The organism is Treponema sp. J25, from assembly GCF_004343725.1.
In the GTDB taxonomy this organism is placed as follows: Bacteria; Spirochaetota; Spirochaetia; order Treponematales; family Breznakiellaceae; genus J25.
Genome location: NZ_PTQW01000010.1, coordinates 1 through 21798, shown reverse-complemented (window position 1 = coordinate 21798; position 21798 = coordinate 1). Strand labels below are relative to the sequence as shown.

The 21798-nt window shown below is 50.0% G+C and carries 15 protein-coding genes; 8 read left to right on the top strand and 7 right to left on the bottom strand.

Annotation, left to right across the window (positions count from 1 at the left end; genetic code table 11):
- Window positions 1–245 precede the first annotated feature (245 nt).
- The 5 genes from C5O22_RS02960 to C5O22_RS02940 all read left to right on the top strand — a co-directional run bounded on the left by C5O22_RS02960 (window position 246) and on the right by C5O22_RS02940 (window position 7140).
- Window positions 246–1421, top strand: a complete 1176-nt coding sequence (locus C5O22_RS02960) for a LacI family DNA-binding transcriptional regulator (RefSeq protein ID WP_132779711.1) — start codon at window positions 246–248, stop codon at window positions 1419–1421.
- The gene (locus tag C5O22_RS02955) at window positions 1418–2629 is read left to right on the top strand and encodes a sugar ABC transporter substrate-binding protein (protein ID WP_132779710.1); all 1212 of its coding nucleotides are present in this window, start codon (window positions 1418–1420) and stop codon (window positions 2627–2629) included. The genes C5O22_RS02960 and C5O22_RS02955 overlap by 4 nt, the downstream gene beginning before the upstream one ends.
- Before the next feature lie 174 nt (window positions 2630–2803).
- Complete coding sequence (locus tag C5O22_RS02950) at window positions 2804–4126, top strand: carbohydrate ABC transporter permease (RefSeq protein ID WP_132779709.1); 1323 nt, start codon at window positions 2804–2806, stop codon at window positions 4124–4126.
- On the top strand, window positions 4123–4986 hold the full coding sequence (locus tag C5O22_RS02945) for a sugar ABC transporter permease (protein WP_132779708.1): 864 nt from the start codon (window positions 4123–4125) through the stop codon (window positions 4984–4986). Before C5O22_RS02950 ends, C5O22_RS02945 begins: the two co-directional genes overlap by 4 nt.
- A gap of 18 nt (window positions 4987–5004) precedes the next feature.
- Window positions 5005–7140 (top strand): beta-galactosidase, encoded by a 2136-nt coding sequence (locus C5O22_RS02940; protein ID WP_132779707.1) that lies wholly within the window; start codon window positions 5005–5007, stop codon window positions 7138–7140.
- 66 nt (window positions 7141–7206) lie between these two features.
- On the opposite strand, the gene C5O22_RS02935 is transcribed toward C5O22_RS02940, so the two are convergent.
- From C5O22_RS02935 to C5O22_RS02925, 3 genes are all read right to left on the bottom strand, one after another.
- On the bottom strand, window positions 7207–10200 hold the full coding sequence (locus C5O22_RS02935; RefSeq protein ID WP_132779706.1) for a hypothetical protein: 2994 nt from the start codon (window positions 10198–10200) through the stop codon (window positions 7207–7209).
- A gap of 122 nt (window positions 10201–10322) precedes the next feature.
- On the bottom strand, window positions 10323–12287 hold the full coding sequence (locus tag C5O22_RS02930; RefSeq protein WP_132779705.1) for a glycosyltransferase: 1965 nt from the start codon (window positions 12285–12287) through the stop codon (window positions 10323–10325).
- Window positions 12288–12649: 362 nt separating this feature from the next.
- Window positions 12650–13318: a tRNA 2-thiocytidine biosynthesis TtcA family protein gene (locus C5O22_RS02925; RefSeq protein WP_486389485.1), complete on the bottom strand. Its 669-nt coding sequence runs from the start codon at window positions 13316–13318 to the stop codon at window positions 12650–12652.
- Window positions 13319–13543: 225 nt separating this feature from the next.
- On the opposite strand from C5O22_RS02925, the gene C5O22_RS02920 reads away from it, so the two are divergent.
- Window positions 13544–13921, top strand: coding sequence for a hypothetical protein (locus C5O22_RS02920; RefSeq protein ID WP_132779703.1), 378 nt, complete (start codon window positions 13544–13546; stop codon window positions 13919–13921).
- Window positions 13922–14135: 214 nt separating this feature from the next.
- Window positions 14136–15956, top strand: coding sequence for a phosphoenolpyruvate carboxykinase (GTP) (locus C5O22_RS02915; protein ID WP_132779702.1), 1821 nt, complete (start codon window positions 14136–14138; stop codon window positions 15954–15956).
- 142 nt (window positions 15957–16098) lie between these two features.
- On the opposite strand, the gene C5O22_RS02910 is transcribed toward C5O22_RS02915, so the two are convergent.
- Together C5O22_RS02910 and C5O22_RS02905 are read right to left on the bottom strand one after the other, a co-directional pair.
- Entirely contained in the window at window positions 16099–16920 is an 822-nt protein-coding gene (locus C5O22_RS02910) for a cytidylate kinase-like family protein (RefSeq protein WP_132779701.1), read from the bottom strand.
- 219 nt (window positions 16921–17139) lie between these two features.
- The gene (locus C5O22_RS02905) at window positions 17140–18639 is read right to left on the bottom strand and encodes a sensor histidine kinase (protein WP_132779700.1); all 1500 of its coding nucleotides are present in this window, start codon (window positions 18637–18639) and stop codon (window positions 17140–17142) included.
- Between the two features lie 55 nt (window positions 18640–18694).
- Here C5O22_RS02905 and C5O22_RS02900 point away from each other — a divergent pair, with 55 nt between their 5' ends.
- On the top strand, window positions 18695–19270 hold the full coding sequence (locus tag C5O22_RS02900) for an NUDIX hydrolase (protein WP_132779699.1): 576 nt from the start codon (window positions 18695–18697) through the stop codon (window positions 19268–19270).
- Window positions 19271–19427: 157 nt separating this feature from the next.
- On the opposite strand, the gene C5O22_RS02895 is transcribed toward C5O22_RS02900, so the two are convergent.
- Window positions 19428–20447: a hypothetical protein gene (locus C5O22_RS02895; RefSeq protein WP_243692855.1), complete on the bottom strand. Its 1020-nt coding sequence runs from the start codon at window positions 20445–20447 to the stop codon at window positions 19428–19430.
- Window positions 20444–21577 carry a hypothetical protein gene (locus C5O22_RS02890; protein WP_132779698.1) on the bottom strand — a complete coding sequence of 378 codons (1134 nt, stop codon included), beginning with the start codon at window positions 21575–21577 and terminating at the stop codon, window positions 20444–20446. Before C5O22_RS02890 ends, C5O22_RS02895 begins: the two co-directional genes overlap by 4 nt.
- Window positions 21578–21798 lie beyond the last annotated feature (221 nt).

The window sequence follows — 21798 nt, the reverse complement described above, 5'->3', positions numbered from 1 at the left end:
CTGCCAAGCCCCACCACGCCCTCTGGCGGCCTCCGCTACCCCCTCTGCGGGGGACACCCCCGCAACGCCCCCAGCTGTTCGGTGTACGGGACCGACAAGCCTGCGCCTTACCTACCAGGCCCGACGGCATAAGGTTCCCCTTAAAACCTTTTTAATTTGACAGACTAAAAAAATAGTGCTATAGTTCTATTCAATAGAACAACCGGTTGCGCATTGTTGCGCACCATAAGAAAGAGGACCGTATAATGTCAGAAGGTTCCTTGTTAGACAATGGCTCACTATCGTCTCAGGAATTATCTCCTTCCACCTCTGTAAAAAATATCGAAGATATTGCCCGAGCTCTTGGAGTGTCTAAATCTACCGTTTCCCGGGCAATTTCCGGGAAAGGCCGTATCAGCCCTGAAACCCGAGAACGAATCCGTTCCTTTATTGAACAACAGGGATTCCAGATAAATCGTATTGCCAAAGGACTAGCAGAGGCCCGTACGTACAACATTGCGGTAACTATGCCGAGCGATACCGAAGTCCAGGAAATCCCATTTTTTCAGACCTGCCTTCATGCCATTGCGGAAACCCTTTCTCGTTCAGAATACGATACGGTCGTAGCGGTGACCACGGAGCACGACATTGCCTCTCTTAAACGCCTTATTCGTTATCGTAAAGTGGATGGGGTCATTCATACTCGGCCCCTTACCACGGATCGAAGCATCGAGTTTCTAAAAGAACAATCCCTTCCTTTTGTGGTGATTGGTAGTGTGGCAGACCTTTCCGTGGTTCAGGTCGATTCAGACCATCGAGAAGCATGCAAAAATGCAACCCTCCATCTTCTGCGGCAGGATTTTTCTCGGCAGGTCCTTCTGGCGGGTAATCCCCATCATCAGGTAAACAAGGATCGATACGAAGGATATCGCCTAGCCCTCACCGAAGGAGGTATCAAAGAAGTAAAAGAATTTTTTCAAGTGCCCACAGATCTCCGACAACTACCATTACAGGAAGGTTACCCCCTTGTTTTCTGGAATGCCACAAGTAAAACTGTTCTGGAAGAATTGATACACCACATTCTCCCCCAAGGACCCCAGTGTATCATCGGAATGGATGACGTTATCACCGCTAAGGCTCTGCATATTCTGCATCGCTATAAAGTTCGCATCCCCGATGATGTTGCGGTGGTTTCTTTTCATGATAGTACAACCATGGAACAGCATCTTCCACCTATTTCCGCAGTTCATGTGGAAATTCAGAAGCTTGGGAGTCTTGCAGCCACACTTCTTATCGATATGCTTGAAGGAAGGAAGATTGATGCTATTCACAGGTTAAAAGCGGATTTTGTGATACGGGATTCTTCGAGGGCAGTACAAAAGGATTCGACGGTTGCGATGCAACCGAGCAATATAGGATTTTTCAAAGGAGGCTTATCATGAATAAGCGATGGCTCGTAATTTTGAGTGCCCTAGTGGCCCTGCTTTCCCTACTGGCCCTTTCATGCCAGGGTAAAACAGGAACAGCAAAGGGTGGCAAAGAGGTGGTTCTTACCGTGTGGGAATCTACCAATGGTCCCGATAAATTCATTCAACAAGCGGGAGAGGCCTTTACCAAGAAATACCCCCACATCAAGATTAAATACGTGAACGTAGAACTGGGGGATGCGGCAGGCCAAATTGCCCTTGATGGACCTGCCGGCGTCGGTCCCGATGTGTTTGCGGCCCCCCACGACAAACTGGGCGAACTGGTTTCCGGCGGTCATGTACTTCCCACTAAAAATCCCGAGGAAATAAAGAAAAAGGTTCTGAGTTCCTGTGCTACGGCCCTTACGTATAATGGAACCATGTATGGCTACCCCGTTTCTGCCGAAACCTATGCACTCTTTTATAACCGGGCCTATATCAAAGACTCAGAGGTTCCCAAAACCTGGGAAGAACTTGTAAATTTTGCGAAGAAGTTTAACCCCGCCAATCCTGGTAAATATGCCTTTATCATGGATGTTGGGAATGCGTATTACACCATCATCTTTACCACCAGTGGGGGAAATCGCCTTTTCGGTCCCAACGGGAATGACACAACTGCTACTAATATTAACTCAGAACAATCTATCAAAGGGATGAAGTTTTTCCAGAGCCTCCGTTCTATTCTGAATGTTCCTGCGGCAGACCTTACTACCTCTGTGGCTGACACGGCATTTTCCTCCGGAAAGGCGGCCATGTACATTACTGGCCTATGGAACGTGGTTCCCTTTAAAAATGCAGGCATTGATTTCGGAGTAGCCCCCCTTCCGGCCCTCCCGGGCGAAAGCACTCCGCCGGCATCCTTCTCAGGAACCCGGGCTATGTTCGTTTCCGCCTATTCGGACCACCCAGAAGAAGCTCATCTCTTTGCTTCCTTCCTTGTTTCCGAAGAAATGCAGAAACTCCGGTTTGATATTACCGGCGCCATGCCTGCCATCGACGTAAAGGTCGATAGCCCTTACATGGCGGGCTTTATTACCCAGCTTAATTATGCCTTCCCCATGCCTTCAATTCCTCAAATGGGGGCGTACTGGGAAGCCATGGGAAATGCAAGCAAAAACATCTGGGATGGGGCGGATGTAAAAAAGGAACTGGATGCCTGTAATGCGGCGATCCTGGGGAAATAGTGTTTTCCCAGTTTTTTCGGGGCCCAGGTCCCGAAAAAGGTGATATTTAAGAAAAAGTGGTTTGTTAACATCTAAACGGTCAGAGCAAGCCCTATCAGAGAGGGGGCGAAAAAGGCTGATATAAAAGAGCTCTTTCGCCCTCTTCCCCTCTGAAAAAGGGAGCAAGGAGGTTTCATGCACAATCCTTTACCCTTAGATGGCACAGGAGAAAAAAAGGTAGTAAGAACGGCCGTTCTTTTTATGGGGCTTGCCCATCTTCTGTGGCTACGGGATACGGTGAAGGGGCTTCTTTTTGCGGCGGTGGAGATCTTTTACATTTTTATGATTCCCTCTATTGGGAAAAAACTAATAGACCTCGTTACGCTTGGAAGTCCTCAGCCTGAATTACCCATAAAAATGCGGGATAATTCTATCTTTATGTTGATCGATGGGATCCTTACCATCGTTGCGCTCATTGTATTTTTCAGTTTATACGTGATATCTGTTCGCAGCGCACGACAGGGATACCGGGAGTACTGTCGAAAAAAACGACCTATGAACATGGGAGAATCCTTTTCTAATATCTTGAGCAAGGCCTTCCCTGTCATAGGATTAACCCCCAGCTTTCTTCTTATTCTGGTACTCGTCGTGGTTCCCCTTATCTTCTCCGCCAGTGTGGCTTTTACCAACTATTCGGCTCCCGACAATATCCCGCCGAATAATACGGTCGATTGGGTTGGTCTTGCCAATTTTAAAACCCTGTTAGGAGGAGAGGCGTCCTGGACCAGCGGCTTTGTCCGGGTGGCCACATGGACGGTAATCTGGGCTTTTTTTGCGACCCTTACCTGTTATTTCGGCGGTCTTTTCGTGGCAATCCTTCTCCGGGAAAGTAAGATTCGCCTTGTTCCCTTTTTCCGCCTGATTTTTATTCTTCCCTATGCGGTTCCCTCGGTAGTAAGCATGCTCGTCTGGCGGAATCTGCTGAATGGGACCTTTGGAACTATTAATCGCACCTTGATGGCCCTCCATATCATAGACACCCCCATACCGTGGCTTGGAGACCCCCTCCTTGCTAAAATCGTGGTCATCCTTATCAATCTTTGGGCCGGTTTCGGCTATTTTATGCTCCTTGCAACCGGGGCCATGACCGCAGTTTCCCAGGATATTTTTGAAGCCGCCCGTATCGATGGGGCAAGTCGTTTTCAGGTGTTGCGACACATCACGCTTCCATTGGTATTATACCAGACTATGCCTCTTATCATTATGTCCTTTACCTACAATATCAACAATTTTGGAGCCATCTTCTTTCTTACTGGCGGTAGTCCTACCGTAGCAGATAGTACCATAACCAGTGCCGGAGGAACCGATATTCTGGTTACCTGGATATACAAACTTACCATCACCCTCTTAAAGTATAATTATGCTTCCGTAATAGCGGTATTGATATTCCTCGTACTGGCTCCCTTTGCAATCTTTAACTTCCGGCAAACCAAGGCTTTCAAGGAGGGCGACCTATGAAAGACACCTTAAAAAAACGAAAAAACTATCGGGTTATCGAAGAGATAAACACCACCATCACGATGATAATATTCATCATTATTTCTCTTTTTGTCCTCTATCCTCTTGTATATGTGGTGAGTGCAGCCTTCTCTCCAGGGACCGGTATCGCATCGGTAAACATAATTCCCTTCGGGGATGGTTTTACGGCAAAACATTTTGTTCGTCTTTTTACAGAAACCCTATACGGCCGATGGTTTTTAAACACCCTTTACATTGCCACAAGTACGAGTCTTTTGACGGTCCTCATTACTTCTATTGCAGCCTATGCCTATTCTCGTTTTAATTTTTCGCTTAAGAAACCCTTCCTCATGTCATACCTGATACTTCAGATTTTTCCTTCCTTCGTGGGCATGGTAGCAATCTACGTGATCCTCCTGCGAATCAATGGGCTTGATACCCTCTGGGGACTAGTCCTGGTGTACGTGGCGGGAAATCTCCCCTACAACACCTGGCTTGTGAAAAACTACATGGATACGGTTTCCCGTAACCTCGACGAAGCGGCCCAAATCGATGGAGCAGGACATTTCAGGATTTTCTTTAGCATCATGCTCCCCGTGGCCAAACCGGTTATCTCGTTTTTAGCGATTACGAGCTTTACCGCCCCCTGGATGGATTACATTTTTCCCCGAATGGTACTCCGTTCTGTGGAAAAGCAAACCCTAGCCCTGGGATTATTTGGTTTTGTTACCGACAAAAAGAACGAATTTACCACCTTTGCTGCCGGTTCTCTGATCGTAGCCATCCCCTTCATCATTTTCTTTTTACTTTCTCAGCGGTTCATGGTGAACAGTTTCAGTGGCGCAGCAGTAAAAGAATAAATAATTAAAGGAATGCGTATGGACAGCTTTGGGATGACACCTCAGTATCTTACAAAAAATGGGTTACCCTGGTTTCCCGTAATGGGAGAATTTCACTATTCCCGTTATCCTGCGGAATACTGGAAAGAATCCCTCCTTAAGATGAAGGCCGGAGGCGTGGACATTGTTTCTTCATATGTCATCTGGATTCATCACGAAGAGATTGAAGGAGAATACGACTTTTCAGGGCAACGGAATCTCCGGCGTTTTATAGAAACCGTGGCAGAATGCGGGCTATACTTTTGGATCCGCATCGGGCCCTGGTGCCACGGGGAAGTCCGGAACGGAGGGTTCCCCGACTGGTTATTACAGAAGCCCTTCCCCGTCCGGGTAAACAACGAAGACTATTTTGCCACGGTAAGCCGTTTTTATCGGGCCATTTACGAACAAATCCGGGGACTCCAGCACAAAGATGGGGGGCCGATTATTGGCATCCAGATTGAAAACGAATACGGCCACTGTGGAGGTCTGGGGGGAGAAGAGGGGGAACGGCACATGCAACGCCTTACCACCCTTGCCCGAGAAATAGGCTTCGAGGCACCCTACTGGAGTGCCACCGGCTGGGGAGGAGCGGTAACGGGCGGTCTTATTCCTGTCATGGGGGGATACTGCGAAGCCCCCTGGGACCAGCGGCTTACCGAAATCGAACCCTCAGGGAACTACATCTTTACCCACGAACGGAATGACCACAACATTGGCAGTGATTTTGGGTTTGGCCATGGGATTACCTTTGACATTTCGAAATTCCCTTATCTAACGGCAGAACTCGGCGGGGGTCTGCAAGTAACCCGACATCGGCGGCCTGTAGCTCGTGCCCGAGACATTGGCGCCATGAGCCTTGTAAAATTGGGAAGTGGGGTTACCCTTTTGGGATACTACATGTACCACGGAGGAACCAATCCGCGGGGGAAACTCAGTACCCTTCAGGAATCCCGGGCCACCGGCTTTATCAACGACCTACCAGAATATTCCTACGATTTCCGGGCCCCTATCCGGGAATATGGTCAAATTTCCGAAACCTATCGGGAACTAAAGCTCTTTACCCTTTTCCTCCACGATTTTGGACAGGACCTCTGTACCATGTCTGCAGAAATTCCGTCCGAAAACCCCCTCCATCCCACCGATTATGAGCACCTGCGCTATTCCTATCGACACAATGGTCAGTGGGGATATCTATTTGTAAACAATTATCAACGACGAAAAAAGATGGCACCCCATCGGGAGGTGCGGATTCCTTTCCCTCGAGGTCTCTCTGAAAACAGCAATCCTGTCGGGGGACACCCCTCACCACAGGGCCATGAGAATAGCGCACCTTTTTCCGGGCTCGATGATAGTCAAGGGCAATCCTTTTTTCCACCCATGGATATTGAAGATGGGGAATACTTTTTTCTTCCCATGAATATGCCTGTAGGGGACAGTGTGCTTGGAACAGCCCTGGTAAGTCCCCTCTGTATTATTCCCGGTCCTCGGCCCCAGTGGATTTTTTATACACCTTTTCAGTACGCAGAAAAACTAAGGCAAGCAGGTAAGATTGATGCCCTTTATCAATTTAAAAACAATCGGTGGCCCACCGACGTAGAGATTGTTACCCTAAGTCGAGAAGAGGCCCTCCGAGCATGGAAGATTCGTGAACAACTCCTGTTTCATGAAGGGCCAGTTATCGAAGAAGGGGAGTACATTTTTATTTTCGAACGTCGACCAGGCCCCACCCTTACCTGGAAAGAATTAACCGGCGGAAATCGAGACTCCCTCCATTTACGGGGTTCGGAAACCCCTCTACAGGGGGTCCTCCGATACTGGCGTCTTGAAGTGCCCTCCTGGACAGGGGAAGATCTTTTCTTACAAATCCAATGGGAAGGAGATGTGGCCCGTTTGTACCTTGATGGCTCCCTCGTGGCCGATGATTTTTACACTGGTCCAGGGCACATGTGGGAAGTGGGACTGAAACGTTTTGGGAAGAGGCAGCCCCGTACCTTCATTCTTGAAATCGAGGGGCTCTCTAAAGAGACTCCCCTCTTTTTAGAGGAATGGCCATCCTTCCCCGCAGAAGGAGAACTTTGCACTCTTATCGATGTAACTGTCGAAATAGAAACAAGGCGCCCCTTTTCTGGTTAGGGCGCCGTTTTTGATCTAAGGGAACAGAACGAGGTACGGCCCCTCTTTAGGTTTTTCTGTTTCTGGTTAAAGGGCCGTCTTTAAGCCGAGGTAAGTATAGGGGTTTCCCGCCAGGGTATAGCCTCCTTCAAACTCAAAGGCAAAGTGGGCGCGGGCAAGTTGGGTTACCGTGGGTGAAACCACGATTCCCACCTGGACAAAGAGGGCCCCAAATGCCCGGGAAGGCTGGGCTTCTCCATCGGCGACGATAGGGAAACTGATGGTCCACAGGGGCGTGGCCGCATAGGCGCCATGGAGGCCCCAATTACCATACAACCGCTGGCTATAGAGCGTTCCCCAGTCTTTCTGAATTTCCAGGGTAAAAAGCCGCGCCGCCGCGGTCCCCTGGAGGTACCAGGAGGTGGTGTAGGGAGAATCCAGGGCCACAAGGGAGCGGTACCGTGCCTGTTCCGTCGTGTTTTGTCCCCCTACTCTATAGCCCATTCCCCGGGGGCCATAGCCTAAGCCTTCCATAGGGCTCCAGGCGCCTTCCAGGGTAAATTCCACATAGGGCCACTCCAGGTTCCCCTGGGAGAAAACCTCAAACCCTCCATAGAGGGGGCCCTTAAAGAAATCGCTTCCCCCTGAAGGAGGAAGGTAGAGAGCACGACTCAAAAGCTCCACATTCCAGCCCGGTTTTTTAGAAGGATCCCTAAAAACCGAATACCAGAACTGGTATCCCAGAGATGCCGTAGCCCCCACTCGAAGCCAGTCCCAGTTTTTATAGGGGGACTCATTGGCCTCGATACGGCTACCCCCACCGACAGAAAAACTTCCACCCAGGTAGGCTTCCTCCCCCGCTTGAACGGAAAGGCTCAGCAGGCTCTGACGCTGTGCTGGCCCCACATCGCTGGCGGGGAAAAAGTCGTCAGATACGGTAAGACTTAAAAGTAGCGGATAAAGAATGAATTGGGAGCTTAAAGAAAGGTTTACCCCCCCGGGCCCCTGAGGATTGTAGGTGCCATACACAAGGGTATTCCACCGTTCCGTGAGGTCCCCAAACAACAGAGCGCCCCCAAACCCCCAGGAGTTCTGAGTAAAATTGTAGGTAACCAGGGGAAACCATGAGCGAGGGAGCACTGCCCCCCAATCTCGATAGGGACGGATAGGGAATGCCGTTTCGTCTACCCCTTCGGGGCTGGTAGAAGATCGGGCTGGCTGGAACCCCAGTGGAGAAATTTGATTAATCAAGTTCCCCGCTTCTATCCATGAAAGGGGCGCCCTTTTAACACCAAGCTCCTCATCCTTATAATCGAGGCGACAAATCCGCTCTCCCTCAGAAAAGTATCCCAGGTAGAACAGGGTCCCTCCCACATCCTGGGGCTGATGAATACCCCCACTCAAGGGAATGGTCTGGTACTCTACCCTATCTTCTGAGAAACGAACCAGCCGGTAGAGGGAATTATCGTTCCAGGCAGCGAGAAGCCCCTCCTTGCCAAGAGAAAGGTACCGCAGCCAGGCGATGTTATCAGGAAGCCGGGCTTCTTGAAGCTGCCGAATTTTCACGGTTTCCGGAGCAAACCCCTGGTGTTCTAGCTCCAGGCGAACCAGTTTCTGCTGGTCCCCCTGGCGCATCCAGAAATACAGCTTTTTCCCATCCGCCGAGGCAACTGGATTCCAGATGATACTGCTCAGACTTCCCTGGAACAAAAGCTGGACCCGACCATCCCTCGTAACCAGTACCAGGTTCCGTTGATAGCCTACACTTTGAATGGCCAGAATATGGGGCCCCCACCAGGTAGACTCGCTCAAACGAGGGACCGCTAGCCAGTTCCACCGACCATCTTTCCAGATTCCCACGGCTAATTGGGGAAAAGACCTATCGCCCCGATAGGTAGAAACCAGGATCTCCCCGGTTTCAGGATGTACCGAAAGGCCTTCCACCGGCAAAGAGGTGGTAAAAAGAGGCTGGGGGCTCCCCAGGGTTTGCTGCGTTCCCTGTTCTTTTACCGTATGGCTTGCCAAGAGGCGTTCCCGTCCATCCATCTTTTGCTGAATACTCCGCCGATATACGGTTCTCCGGGAGCTATCATAATAATAGAGGGCCTTTCCATCCGTAGTGAGGGCCCCATAATTCCCTAAATCCGAAAGCCGGGTTGGGTTCATTAAGACCGGTTCCTGGATAGCCATAGCTTCCCGGAAATTATTCCAGGCCTCTTCTAGAGAAAGGCCATACAGGTTTCTAAAAGCGCCCGTCGCGATCCGCAGGTTAGAAAAGGGGAGGTACACATCCTCCAGGGGGCTCAGCGAAAAAGGGTTCGATAGATAGCGCCAGAGGCGGGCATACCTTTCCATCCCGTAGGTATCCTGAAGGTAGCGGGAAAAATAGCCTCCATACCAATACCCCAGCGAAGCGCCGGGGTACTGGTCATAGCAGCCCAGGGTTTGGGGAAAGCTTTTCCAGCGGTTTTCCAGAATATCCTGTCGTAAATAGCCTGCAATAAGCGGGTCCCGGGCTCGTCCCAGGGCGGGGCGACCTAAACTTTCCTGGCTTTCAAAAGAAACGGTAACCCCTTCGGTAAACGGGAAAGGAACCAGGAACAAGGGCAAGGCCACCCCCAGGGAACCAAAAAGGCGATACAACAATTTTGCCGAAGGACTGGTTCCCACAAGGGACACAAAGTGGGTAAGTTCATGATAGAACAGGCGATACAAAATATCATCAAAGAGGAGACTCCCATTGGGCGATAGGGTAGTCTCATACAGCACGATAACCAGCCCAGGATAGTAGTTAAAGTACCCATTGAAGGCTTCCTGATCGGGGGTAATAAGGACGGGGATAGGAAGCTCCGGTTGTGTTTCGAGCTTTGCCGCCACATCCTCGTACACCCTATCCGCAAAACTCGCCAGGTACCGGGCGGATAGGGAAGATTCCTTCGGGAAGATAATCGTAAAATACCGGGTTTTTATCTGATAGAGGGGCCGAAAATCCCGATATACCTGCGCCGAGAGGGGGCCTCCTCCTGTTGTCACAAAATAGCAGAGAAGCACCACCATCCCCAAAAAGACCTTTTTTTTCATACATTTTCTCCCTTCTTTTTTAATGTGTTACCAGCTATTTTCTTGTTCAATTTCTGTTAAAACCATATCATAGGGATACCGATTTTTCCAACTTAGGGAGTCATTTTTTGTGCCCGCCACCATTACGAACGGGGACCCACCAGGATCTCCATGGCCTGCCAGGCCCGGTGCCCCAGATCTTCCAGGGCATCCCGCCGTTGCAGGTGCACATCCGGGTAGAGGGGGTCCCCAATCCGCACGTGAATCTGACGGCGGAAAAAGAAGCCAAGAAAGCCGCTCTTTCCTTTTTTAAAGGAAATCCCAATGGGGATAATAGGCACCTGGGCGTCCACCGCTAACTGGAAGGCCCCCCGCTTAAAGGGACGCAGGTTTTCATCAAATTGGACCAGTTCACCCTCAGGGTAAAAGTGCACGTACCGGCCTCGACGGAGCCGTCGAGAGAGCTCATAAAAAAAGATGCCATTTTCAGTAACCGTAGAAGGAATTGGCACACTCCCCAGGATGTTCACCAGAAAGCCCGCCACAGGGAGGGTAAAATTGGCGGGCAGGCTCGTAAAGATGGGCTTTCGAGGAAAGGTGGCAAGCCCTACCATGGCGGAATCTAAGGTATGCACATGGTTTGCAATGGTCACGGCCCCCTCCCGTCGGAGGAGCAGTTTTCGAATCACCTTACGATTATGAAAATGGACACGCAAGACAAAACGGCAATACAGCCAGAGGAGCGGAATCGCCACAAGATAGTAAAACACCAGAGAAAAAAGCCGGGTAGGCAGTCCCTTAAGGATCCGCTTTTTATAGGCCCTTCCTTCACTCTGGGTTTCTGTCCGCCGGATACGCTCATCGAGCATGGCCTCTTCGAACATCCGCTCGGCCTTCTTAACGGAATATTCAAGTCGGAATATCCGAGAACGCTGATAGTACCGTTTTTCCATGGCATGCCGTTCCTCGGGATGCTCAATCCAGTACTCAATTTTTTGAGCCAGGTCCCGGCTACTTCCATGGCGAAACAGACTTCGCTCATCCAGAGCAAACTGACGGGTGGCGCTCTTCTTGCTGTCCGAAATAACCGGAACCTTGCCGCAGGCAATGGCTTCCAGACAGGCAATGGCCTCTATTTCCACATCCGCCGCGTGAACATAGAGGTCCGCCTGCCACAGGAGGTTTCGCAGTTCCTCCTGCTTATAAAACCCAAAGGTCACGGGTATCCCATAGCGTTTTGCAAGCCGCCGTAAATGGGCCTCCCGGGGTCCGGCCCCGGCGAGAATAAGCCGAATCCGGTCCCAATACCGACATCGTCCTATCGCCCTGATAAGCACATCCTGCCGTTTTTCGGGGGCATAGCGCCCCACCATCATAATGGTAAAGGGCTTTGTTTGTGGGGTGCCCCTTTCTTGATTTTCAGGGTCAGCCCCTGTGCCCTTTTCAGGGGTAGGATATGTTTCCTCCCCGGCGGCCCTTTCAGCATCTTCTGTCTTTTTTTCACTGCCTGAAGGATGGGTCCCTCCCTCTTTATCCTCTTGATAAGACGCGGGATGGAAAAAATCATGGATACCATTGGAAATCACATGAAGATGGGCCGTATAGCCATGGAGTCGCAATTCACGGGCAATGAACTGGGACGGACAGTGGATATGATCAATGTGTCGATACAGTATCCAGCGAAAATAACGGTAAATAAAATGGGCCACCGGGCTCCCCGCAGGTCCCAATCCCGCCCCATAGGTGATATTCTCGGGTTGTACATGAAAGGCGGCGGTACAGGGGATCCCCATTTCCCGGGCAATACGACGGGCCCGTCGAGCCAGTTTCCAGGGCATGAAAAGGTGCACCACATCGGCCCCGGTAAAGGCCTCCCGCAATACCCTATCTACCGGTTGAGCAAACAACACCGATTGTCCGCGGGCAATCTCGCTTACTATGGGAATATACCGCTCTGGCAGGGCGTACATATCGGGACCGTTAACACCCACGCTTACCACCCGGACGGTGTGTCCCCGGGCTTTAAGGGCCTCCACGAATCGATAGGCCGTAATTGTTGTCCCATTAGTGAGAATGCCGTAATTATCAATCACAAATACGATAACCATCGGGCCCTTCCTTTCCTTGTGGCGCCTGGCCGTGCAGAGTGGGTCTTTTTCCCGGCGCTAACACGCTGTAGCAAGGGATAGAACACGCACCCCCAGTATATCCTACCTTTTACCTATAGACCAGATGGGGTGTGTGCACTCCCTCTGCATACCCAGGAAGGTCATCGCTGCAGCCAGGGCCTCAGAAGCTACCATGTTTGAAGGGTACGGACATAGATACAAAAAACAAGGGCGCCCTCCTTTCCGCCATTTTTGGAGTAACACGCTCCTGGGCTGTGGCCACCAGGACGCGGCGCAGTGAGCCCTCCTTTCCACCACGGGAGAATAGCACCCCTTTACTCAGATAAAAACAGACCATCAGGCTAGGCTAAGTACCCTTCTTTTATGTGGGAAAGGGAGCGGAGCATAAGGTATTTGGCTTCTTTACTTCCCCCGGTAAGCACCTCAAGCCGTCGCTGGTAATCCTTTCGTTCTTTATCACCCCCCCAGGCACAGGAACAGGTGTGCTTAGCCCAGCCCATCTCCTCCGCAAAGTTACGAATCTGTTCTTCCGTTACCAGCGTAAGGGGACGAATAATTTCGATGGGGTACTTTTCGTACCGTAGCCGGGGCGGCATGGTTCCTAATTCCCCCTTCTTTGTCATGTTCATCAAAAGGGTGGTTAAAATATCATCAAGGTGATGTCCCAGGGCAATCTTATTACACCCATGACTCAGGGCATATTTGAGCAACTCCGTCCGTCGCAGGGTAGAACACCAATAGCAGTTCATGGCCTGGCCTGGTTTTACCAGGGCCATCACCGGGACTTCTATGGTAATAAGGGGAATCTCCCAGCTACGGTATAGATTTTCAATATATCGAACCGCCTCAGGAGGAAGCTGTCCTCCCGGCACATCCGTGGCTATTCGGAGGGCTACTAACTCAAAAGAGGGCCTCTGCCATTTTCGGCGGCGACTTAAGGCCCAGGCAAGGGTGGTTGAATCTTTTCCCCCCGAAGCACCGATAAGAATGCGGTCCCCTTCCTGAATCATCTGGTAGTCAAGCACGGCTTTGGCGATGAGTTTTTCTATATGATACAGAGCCACCGGTATTTCTCCTGCAGCAAATTTAACGACGGGTAGACTATACCATATTTTACAAGAGGGATAAAGATTTTAGAGGAATGGGATAGGAATATAAAAATCTTCTAAAAAAGAGCCATTTTTTACCGATACTCATGTTAGAGAACGTTTATCTTTTCGGGGGAGAGGATACCTATGATATATGGCATATCTTCTGTTTCTTTATTTCCTCAGGCAATCTTTCAGGGACAGGGGAAATTTACTTTGCCCGTATCCCCTGATGCCTATATCTATTCCCATTTTCGTCATGTATCAGGTACCCCGGCCCCGGAAGGAGAACGGGGGATAAGTATTACCCGGCTTAAAATTTTGGATACCCTGATAGAACAGCTTTCTCAACTCAAAAAGGGAAGCCCTACCCTATCCAACACGGCCCTTTCAGAAAAACAGATAGATGCCCTCATAGATCAATACACAAAGGAACTTAAGGCAGCCCAGAGGGCCCATCAAGCATTTCCCTATCAGCCCAGCCCCTCTTTACGGGAAGGAACTTTCCTCAACATGGTGGCATAACCCCCTTTTTAGGGTTTCTGAAGCAGGTGTAATGAAATAAGCCTCTTTTTAGCACATAATTGCCGGTTCTATCTAAAATCAATTGTCTTCTTTAACTATCGCCCCCTTGTCTAATATCGATCTTTTTTGTACTATACTGGTGTTCGCCTCTGTATAAGGCAGCCCCCCTCATCTGTATTCACAGATGCCAAACCTTTTCTCATAAGGAGCTCCTATGAAAGTTGAAGAACTTCAGCATGAAGGTCTTAAAAAGTGGATTCAGGAGGCGGTCGCCCTCATGCAGCCTGAAGACGTGTATGTCTGCGACGGCTCTCAGCAGGAATATGATGCCATGATCAAGAAGCTGGTAGACTCTGGCATGGCAACGCCCCTTAATCCCCAGAAACGCCCTGGATGCTACCTTTTCCGTTCCGATCCTTCCGACGTAGCCCGGGTAGAAAACCGCACCTACATCGCAAGTAAATCCCAGGATGACGCGGGTCCCACCAATAACTGGCTTGATCCCGTGGAACTGAAAAAGACCATGACCGACCTGTATCGGGGTTGTATGAAGGGTCGACACATGTATGTCATCCCCTTCTCCATGGGGCCGGTGGGTTCCAACATTGCCAAAATTGGGGTGGAAATTACCGATTCCGAGTACGTAGTGGTCAACATGCACATCATGACCCGGGTTGGGAAGAAGGTTCTGGATGTACTTGGCAAAAACGGTGAGTACGTGCCCTGTCTCCACTCGGTAGGTAAGCCCCTCGCGGCCGGCGAAAGCGACAATGGGAAATGGCCCTGCGCTCCTCTTGAGAAAAAATATATCTCCCACTTCCCCGAAACCCGGGAAATCTGGTCCTACGGCTCTGGATATGGTGGGAACGCCCTGCTTGGGAAAAAGTGTCTTGCCCTTCGCATCGCTTCAGTCATAGCCCGGGATGAAGGGTGGCTTGCCGAACACATGCTTATCCTTAAGATTACCAACCCCGCGGGGAAATCCAAATACATCTGCGCCGCCTTCCCCTCAGCCTGCGGTAAAACAAACCTTGCCATGCTCGTACCTACTATTCCCGGCTGGAAAGTAGAAACGGTAGGTGACGACATCGCCTGGATGAAATTCGGTAAGGATGGACGGCTGTACGCGATTAATCCCGAAGCAGGGTTCTTCGGCGTAGCCCCTGGTACTAACATGCAATCGAACCCCAATGCTATGCGTTCCATCGAGAAAAACACCATCTTTACTAATGTGGGTATGACCGAAGATAAAGATGTGTGGTGGGAAGGTATTGGGTACGACGCTCCCGGCAAACTCATCGACTGGAAGGGGAATGAGTGGGTACAGGATAAGAACAACAAGGCCCAGGAACCAGCGGCCCACCCGAATGCCCGCTTTACTGCTCCAGCCCGTCAGTGCCCTGTTATGGCCCCCGAATGGGAAGATCCGAACGGGGTCCCGGTCGATGCCATTCTCTTTGGGGGTCGGCGGCCAAGCATTGTTCCGCTCGTCCATGAAGCCAAAAACTGGGTTCATGGAGTTTTCATGGGGTCTATCGTAGGCTCTGAAATTACTACCGCTGCCCTGGACCTTAAGGCGGGAACCATCCGGCGAGATCCCTTTGCCATGCTCCCCTTCTGTGGATACCACATGGGCGATTACTTTAAACACTGGATCAACATTGGCAAGAAGACCACCGAAGACAAACTTCCCAAGATCTTCTTTGTCAACTGGTTCCGGAAAACCGCCGATGGCAAGTGGCTGTGGCCCGGTTACGGTGAAAATAGCCGCGTTCTGGCGTGGATCTTCGAGCGCTGCGACGGAACGGGTAAAGCGGTGGATACACCGATCGGGTATATGCCTACTATCGACGCTATCCAGCGGCCGGAAGGCGTTTCCGAAGCAGACATGAAGGAACTCCTGGCGGTGGACATCGAAGGCTGGAAGAAAGAAATCGCCGATATTCGGGAGAATCACTATCCCAAATTCGGCTCCAAGCTTCCCAAAGAACTCTGGGATGAACTGGATGCCATTGAAAAACGGCTGCAGAAGTAAGGCTTTTTAATTAAGAATTCCCCTGCTCTTACACATATCTATAAAGGTAAAGGAGCAGGGGATTTTTTAAAAACATTTAAAAACAGATATACAAAAGCTTGCCCTCTTTTTTTCAGAAAGAGCAGGTATATGGTCTATTACCTCAGGGCATAACACTATACTCTTGCACCACCTGGATTTCAGACGATACATGGCGAACACCAGGCACTTGCTGGGCCCCCGCCACAGCAGCCTCAGCCGCAGAAGGAGAACTCGCCACCCCCCGGAGCATCACCTGATCTCCTTCTACCTGGGCTTCCATAAAATGAATAGGGATTCCCAAAGAATATAAAATCTGGTGTACAATTCGTTCTCCGAGCGAAAGATTAGCGAGTTTATGCATAAGAAGTTCTTCCTCCCCTGGCTGTACGAGGTGCTGCACAAAATGTACCACCAATTCCGCAGCCATAGTAGGATGGATAATGCCGGTATTGAAGGTGATATGATAATTCGTCGCATCATCCCAATCAATATCGAAAAAGTACCGATGAAAGGCACTGCGATCCCGATCGCTTTGTTCGATAATCATGCGGGCCCGTTTTTCATCGCAATGGAAATAGCTTTTAACCCGCTCCAACCGTATCGAAAGGGGAGAGACAAGGCGAATCGATATAACCGCAGGCAAGCCTTTGAGTAACGCAAAGGCACCACGACCCACAAAGATACAGTTTCCCATTTCAGCTTCTTCGTACAAGGCCATTTTAAGATAGTGGAGATAATCATCCTTATCCCGAGAAATGGATGCCCAGAAGCCCGGTTTTTTCTCATCAAATTTCTCAATTTTTTTTATACTGAAACCATATGAGGCAATTCGCTGTTCCAGCGTTTCTTTATCTACAAAACGGTAGCCCATCTTGATAGCCAATTCTCGCGCCGTTTCATCTCCCAGGGCCGCTAATTCCCGAGAAATCGCAATCACCGCCATAGCACCGCCTCCCTACAACAAAGAATGAGCACAGCCAGGGAATCCTTTAAAACCGTACCATCTTTCTTCCGTCCTTGTTCCTTACTCACCCATTCCTCTTTGAGAGATCGTTCCCCGTCTGTGAGGTAAACTACCCATAGTAAAGGATATAAGGAAAAAAGCAGATTGTCAAAAATCGATCTTGGACAGGGGGAGCGGCCCCCAAAAACACGTTCCACATCAGTTTTTCCCATTTCGGAGAGAAAATTCCAGCTCAAAATGACTTCCGTCTGTATGGTCCCATCGGTAGGATCCATGGAGTTGATCCACAAAAGCCTTAATAAGCCGTACATCTACCACGTTAAAGAGGTTCATGTCTGCAGATGGTATACCCTTTCTATCATCATCAATAGTAAGTCGAAGAATGTTTTTCTTTACTTGAAGCAGAATGTGAATGCTACCCCCATTCCGTTGCACCCCATATTGATAACTCTCGTTCAAAATCTCTATCAATAAAAGGGTGAGGGGGAGGGCCCGTTCGGAATCAATCTGAACCGCCTCACAAGAAAGGGTGGTTTGTACTTTTGTTCGGTTCACCGAATAGGAATCCTGCAACAATTCTATCAGCTGGGAAAGGAATTCTTTTATATTTACCTTTCCAACGACCCGATTAGAATAGAGTTGTTCATGCACCAGGGCGATGGCTTCGATTTTATTTTGAAGGTCCAGAAAGATCTCCTTACTCTGTTCATCCTGAAGATCATCGCAACGGTACCGGATAAGACTTGCAATCACCTGGAGATTATTCTTTATACGATGATAAATTTCCCGTAACAGCATATCTTTATGATAGAGTTCATTTTCGAGCTCGATTTCCTTCTTTTTTCGCTGGGTCACATCCCGAATAATGCCTACCGTTCCGATTTCCATCCCCTCATATTCGGGAAGTTCAATCCCCACCGCGGCCACTTCTCCGTAAGAATAGACCACGGCGGTGGTAGCCATCTCAGCGGAAGAATCGGTTTTAGGCTTTAACTTTACCACCAGGTGTCGGGTCATACGGGGACCCCGCCGACGTTCGTCAAACAACTTCGGGGCATGCTCCGGGCCGGTCGGTATACCCCGATAGCGGGGTAATACCTCTTTCCGGCTTACCCGGGGAATTTCTTCTTCCGCAAGAATGGTGGAGAAGTGCTTGCCAATTAACTCCAAGGGGGTATACCCCAGCTGGGTTATGGCGTCGTTTATATAGGTAAAACAGCCCTTTCCATCCAGGGTATACACAATATCCGGGATGGAGCTTACCAGTTCCATGTAGCGCTGCTCTGAAATCCGCAGGTGAGCATTCTGCCGTTCCACACTTTCCCGAATGTTAAGAACCTTCCGGATCATGGTGGGAAGGCTCCCGAGATGGCGGTATGAGGGATCCCTCATGATAAAACTACAGGCCTCATCCTGAATAAGTTCATCGACGATGTCTTCTTCGCCATAATAGGCAAGGAGTATATAGGGATAGGGCCACAGGGAAAGCCAATCCGCGAAGGCCCCGGCGGAGAAACTTGTATCAGTAATGATTATTGAAATTTGTTCGGTACTGATGATACGATCCGCTTCCTGGAAATCCTTTGGATAATACACCTCGTAGGGAAGTTTTTTTACCTCTATTAGAAGTTCAAATCGTTTTTTTTCTTCTTCCACCGAGCTTGCAAAGAGGATACGAATGGGCTCGTTATTTTTCATAAAAATAGTATAACCGGGATATACGAAAAATGCAAAAGTTTATATGATACTTCCTATGACAAAGCAACATCTTCAATGGACGTTTCTGGAAGAACATGAAACCTACCGATGTCGAGTTTTTTCCGTAAAAGATACGACATGTCGCTCTCCCGAGGGAGATACGAAAAGTTTCTCAGTGATAGATGCCCCCGATTGGGCCATTATTATTCCTCTCCTCCAAGAGGAAACAGAAGATACCTTTGTGATGGTTCACCAATGGCGGCATGGGTCCCAATGTCTGAGCACCGAATTCCCGGGTGGGGTCATAGAAAAGGGAGAAGATCCTATCGAAGGGGCCCGGCGGGAATTACAGGAAGAAACAGGGTATGTGGCCGGAACCATCCAAAAAATCGGAGAGTTCAGTCCCAATCCTGCCATCATGAAAAACCGCGTTCACGTTTTTTTAGCCACCGACCTGGTAAAAACAGGAACCCAACATCTTGACGCCGATGAATATGTAGATGTGGAACGGGTCCCCTTTACTACGGTGCTTTCTGCTATGGGGAAGCCCCCATATGTGCATGCCCTTATGGCAAGCGCCCTCACCCTGTTTATACAGTGGAAAACTCTTACCCAAACGGCCCCTCTCTAAAGGGACCTCCAACAGTTGTCGTATGCATCGGCCCTTCCCGTAAAAAAGGGCCCTGAAAAGGGGCCCCTGGATCATTATACACTTTGTATCTCATCTAGCGGTGGTGGTTCTTATCAACTCCTTTAAAAGCTCCCCACTCGCCCAAGAGAGAACTTCCCTACTTTACAGGTTTAGGAAGAGGCACATAGGCCCGGCCACTTACCCACACTCCCGTCCGATATTCGCCCCGGATACTGGGAATATCCAGTACCATTCCCGGGTGAATCAAGTTAGGATTATCCGGCTGCGGAAACTTCTTTTTGTTTGCTTCATAGAGGATCTTCCATTTAGTCGGATCCCCGTACACCCAGCTATAACCCGCAATATTCCACAGACAATCCCGACTGGTCGCCCAGGGCCGAACCGTATATTTGGCCGGGAGAGGAGCCAATTCCTGGACCTCCGCAAGAACCTGAACCGCTTCCCTGGCAAGACGCAGGGCTTCATCCCACTGTTCCGCCTCCTTTGCCTGGAGGGCCTGATCGTAGGATTGCCGGGCCCGACTTACCTGAATGGGGTAGGTTTTATCCGCCCCAATCGATGCAGCCCAATCAAGCCTTGTCTTTGCCTGAAGGAGCGTGGTATTTACTTCCCGGATCTTAAGTTGCAACGCAATGTATTCATTTGATTGCTGGGCAAATTTAAGGGACTCCGCGGCATATTGGGCCGCCGCATCATAGTCTCCATACTCAAAGGCTTCCTGCGCAAGCTTCTTATACCGGAGACTTTCTCGATAATACTCGTTGTTCAAGACTCCCGGCGGAACTTCCTGATCGCTTACCACCGTCTGGGAAGAATCCGAAGCAACAGCCTGCACCAACGTGGCAAGAGAGTTAAAGTCCAGTTCCACACCACCCACCCCAGAATCAAGATCGAGGTTCCACAGCACAGGGAGAACCTGCACAAGTACCTCTGAGTTACTATCGCTTACTGCAACCACCTCAGATTCTGCGAGGGCCAGTTCAGAAGGCGCTAAAGCATCCAGCGCCACGAGATCCTGCGGGCTTTCTGTTTCAACAAATTCTCCGCCCCTGGGCTCTACCAGTTCTATTTCTTCCCCTATTATTTCCTGGGCTCCCAGGGAAAAAATAGAGACCCACAGGATAAAAATCATTGCCATAGAAATTTTGGCTTTCATTGGGCACCTCCCTGCAGGATTTCATTTGCCCGTCGTGCGGATTCTTCCGTTGCGGTAATTCCTGCCTGGGCTTTCTGGAGCGCTTCTTCGGCCTGTTGTCGCTTCTGGGCCGCTACCTGCCGAACTTTGCCAAATTGAACTGCCGCCTCTTGATAGAGTTCTGCCGCCTCATCATATTTTTCTGCTTTAAAGGCCGCCTCTGCCTTTGCAAGAACCGCATTCGCCGCATCATAGTCCTGTTTTACCGCCACATGGGCCTTGAGATCCAATGCGGCCTGTCGTTCTTTATTTGCCCCATCAGAAAGGGTTCGGGCATTCATCTCTTTCCCCTTATTCAGGGCCAGATTAAAGCGTAACAGGGATTCCTCTGCGGCATTGCGGGACTTGTCAAGGTCCCCTTCTTTATACGACAGGATTGATTCCTGAAGCTTTGATTCCGCCAGGGTATAGTTACTTTCATCATACACCCGGAAATTCCGTCGATCGATTTCCTGCTGGACCGTATAGGCCTTCATGCCCATGGCAAGGATCACATAGCGGTTCTCCGCAACAATGGCAGCATCGATAGCTCCATAATACTCCTTCGCATCGAAAAGGGCCTGGGCCTTATCCGCCGATTCGTCGGCGGTAACGAGAAGCTCCGGTACCCGCTCTTGAGCCCCTGCGGTTACAGCCTGAGAGCGAAGACGCTGGAGATCCTCTTTCCGCTTCTGGGCATAGAGGGGAAGGGCCTTCTGCGCTAATGCTTCATAGGTGTCCGCGGCCTGACGATACAGCTCCGTTGCCTTTTTATAGGTACCCATCGTCTTCTGCTGAGAAAGTTCCTTTGCCTGAATAAACTGGGCCTCTACGGCTTTCCATTCATCGGCAAAGAATTCCGGGCTTCCCACATCAAAGGCGAACTTGCGGGCCTTTTCCGTCCGTCCCTGCTGATCAAGGAGGGCCGCTTCCGTCGCCTGATCCGGTGGCAACTTATCAGGGTCTGTTTCCTGTACCACCGCAGGCTGTTCTGTAGGGGTTTCCGTGGGTTGTTCCCCCGGACCTACTGCCGGTTTGGGGGCACCAGCACAGGATGCCACCAGCATCCCCAGCACCACCCATACGAGTAGTCGTCCTAACTGCTTATGCATAGGCAACTCCTTACTTTTAGTTTCTTTACTGTACACCGATTTTTCATTTATCACAACACAAAATAGTGGATTTTGTTACTAAAGTTTTTATTTTTTGAAATTTTTACAGAGAACCCCGAGGGGGAGCACCATATTGATCCCCTTCTCCCACCAAAAAACAGGTTCCTGCCGATGCAAAGGGTACTTTTTCGAGCCTCCTACCGTAATGCCTCAAAATAAAA

Excerpts from the sequence above, each read along its gene's own strand:
- C5O22_RS02895 (WP_243692855.1), bottom strand. The coding sequence starts at position 20,447 with ATGAAAGCCAAAATTTCTATGGCAATGATTTTTATCCTGTGGGTCTCT.
- C5O22_RS02900 (WP_132779699.1), top strand. The coding sequence starts at position 18,695 with ATGACAAAGCAACATCTTCAATGGACGTTTCTGGAAGAACATGAAACC.
- C5O22_RS02945 (WP_132779708.1), top strand. The coding sequence starts at position 4,123 with ATGAAAGACACCTTAAAAAAACGAAAAAACTATCGGGTTATCGAAGAG.
- C5O22_RS02925 (WP_486389485.1), bottom strand. The coding sequence starts at position 13,318 with ATGATTCAGGAAGGGGACCGCATTCTTATCGGTGCTTCGGGGGGAAAA.
- C5O22_RS02940 (WP_132779707.1), top strand. The coding sequence starts at position 5,005 with ATGGACAGCTTTGGGATGACACCTCAGTATCTTACAAAAAATGGGTTA.
- C5O22_RS02935 (WP_132779706.1), bottom strand. The coding sequence starts at position 10,200 with ATGAAAAAAAAGGTCTTTTTGGGGATGGTGGTGCTTCTCTGCTATTTT.
- C5O22_RS02955 (WP_132779710.1), top strand. The coding sequence starts at position 1,418 with ATGAATAAGCGATGGCTCGTAATTTTGAGTGCCCTAGTGGCCCTGCTT.
- C5O22_RS02960 (WP_132779711.1), top strand. The coding sequence starts at position 246 with ATGTCAGAAGGTTCCTTGTTAGACAATGGCTCACTATCGTCTCAGGAA.
- C5O22_RS02910 (WP_132779701.1), bottom strand. The coding sequence starts at position 16,920 with ATGGCGGTGATTGCGATTTCTCGGGAATTAGCGGCCCTGGGAGATGAA.
- C5O22_RS02930 (WP_132779705.1), bottom strand. The coding sequence starts at position 12,287 with ATGGTTATCGTATTTGTGATTGATAATTACGGCATTCTCACTAATGGG.
- C5O22_RS02890 (WP_132779698.1), bottom strand. The coding sequence starts at position 21,577 with ATGCATAAGCAGTTAGGACGACTACTCGTATGGGTGGTGCTGGGGATG.
- C5O22_RS02905 (WP_132779700.1), bottom strand. The coding sequence starts at position 18,639 with ATGAAAAATAACGAGCCCATTCGTATCCTCTTTGCAAGCTCGGTGGAA.
- C5O22_RS02915 (WP_132779702.1), top strand. The coding sequence starts at position 14,136 with ATGAAAGTTGAAGAACTTCAGCATGAAGGTCTTAAAAAGTGGATTCAG.
- C5O22_RS02950 (WP_132779709.1), top strand. The coding sequence starts at position 2,804 with ATGCACAATCCTTTACCCTTAGATGGCACAGGAGAAAAAAAGGTAGTA.
- C5O22_RS02920 (WP_132779703.1), top strand. The coding sequence starts at position 13,544 with ATGATATATGGCATATCTTCTGTTTCTTTATTTCCTCAGGCAATCTTT.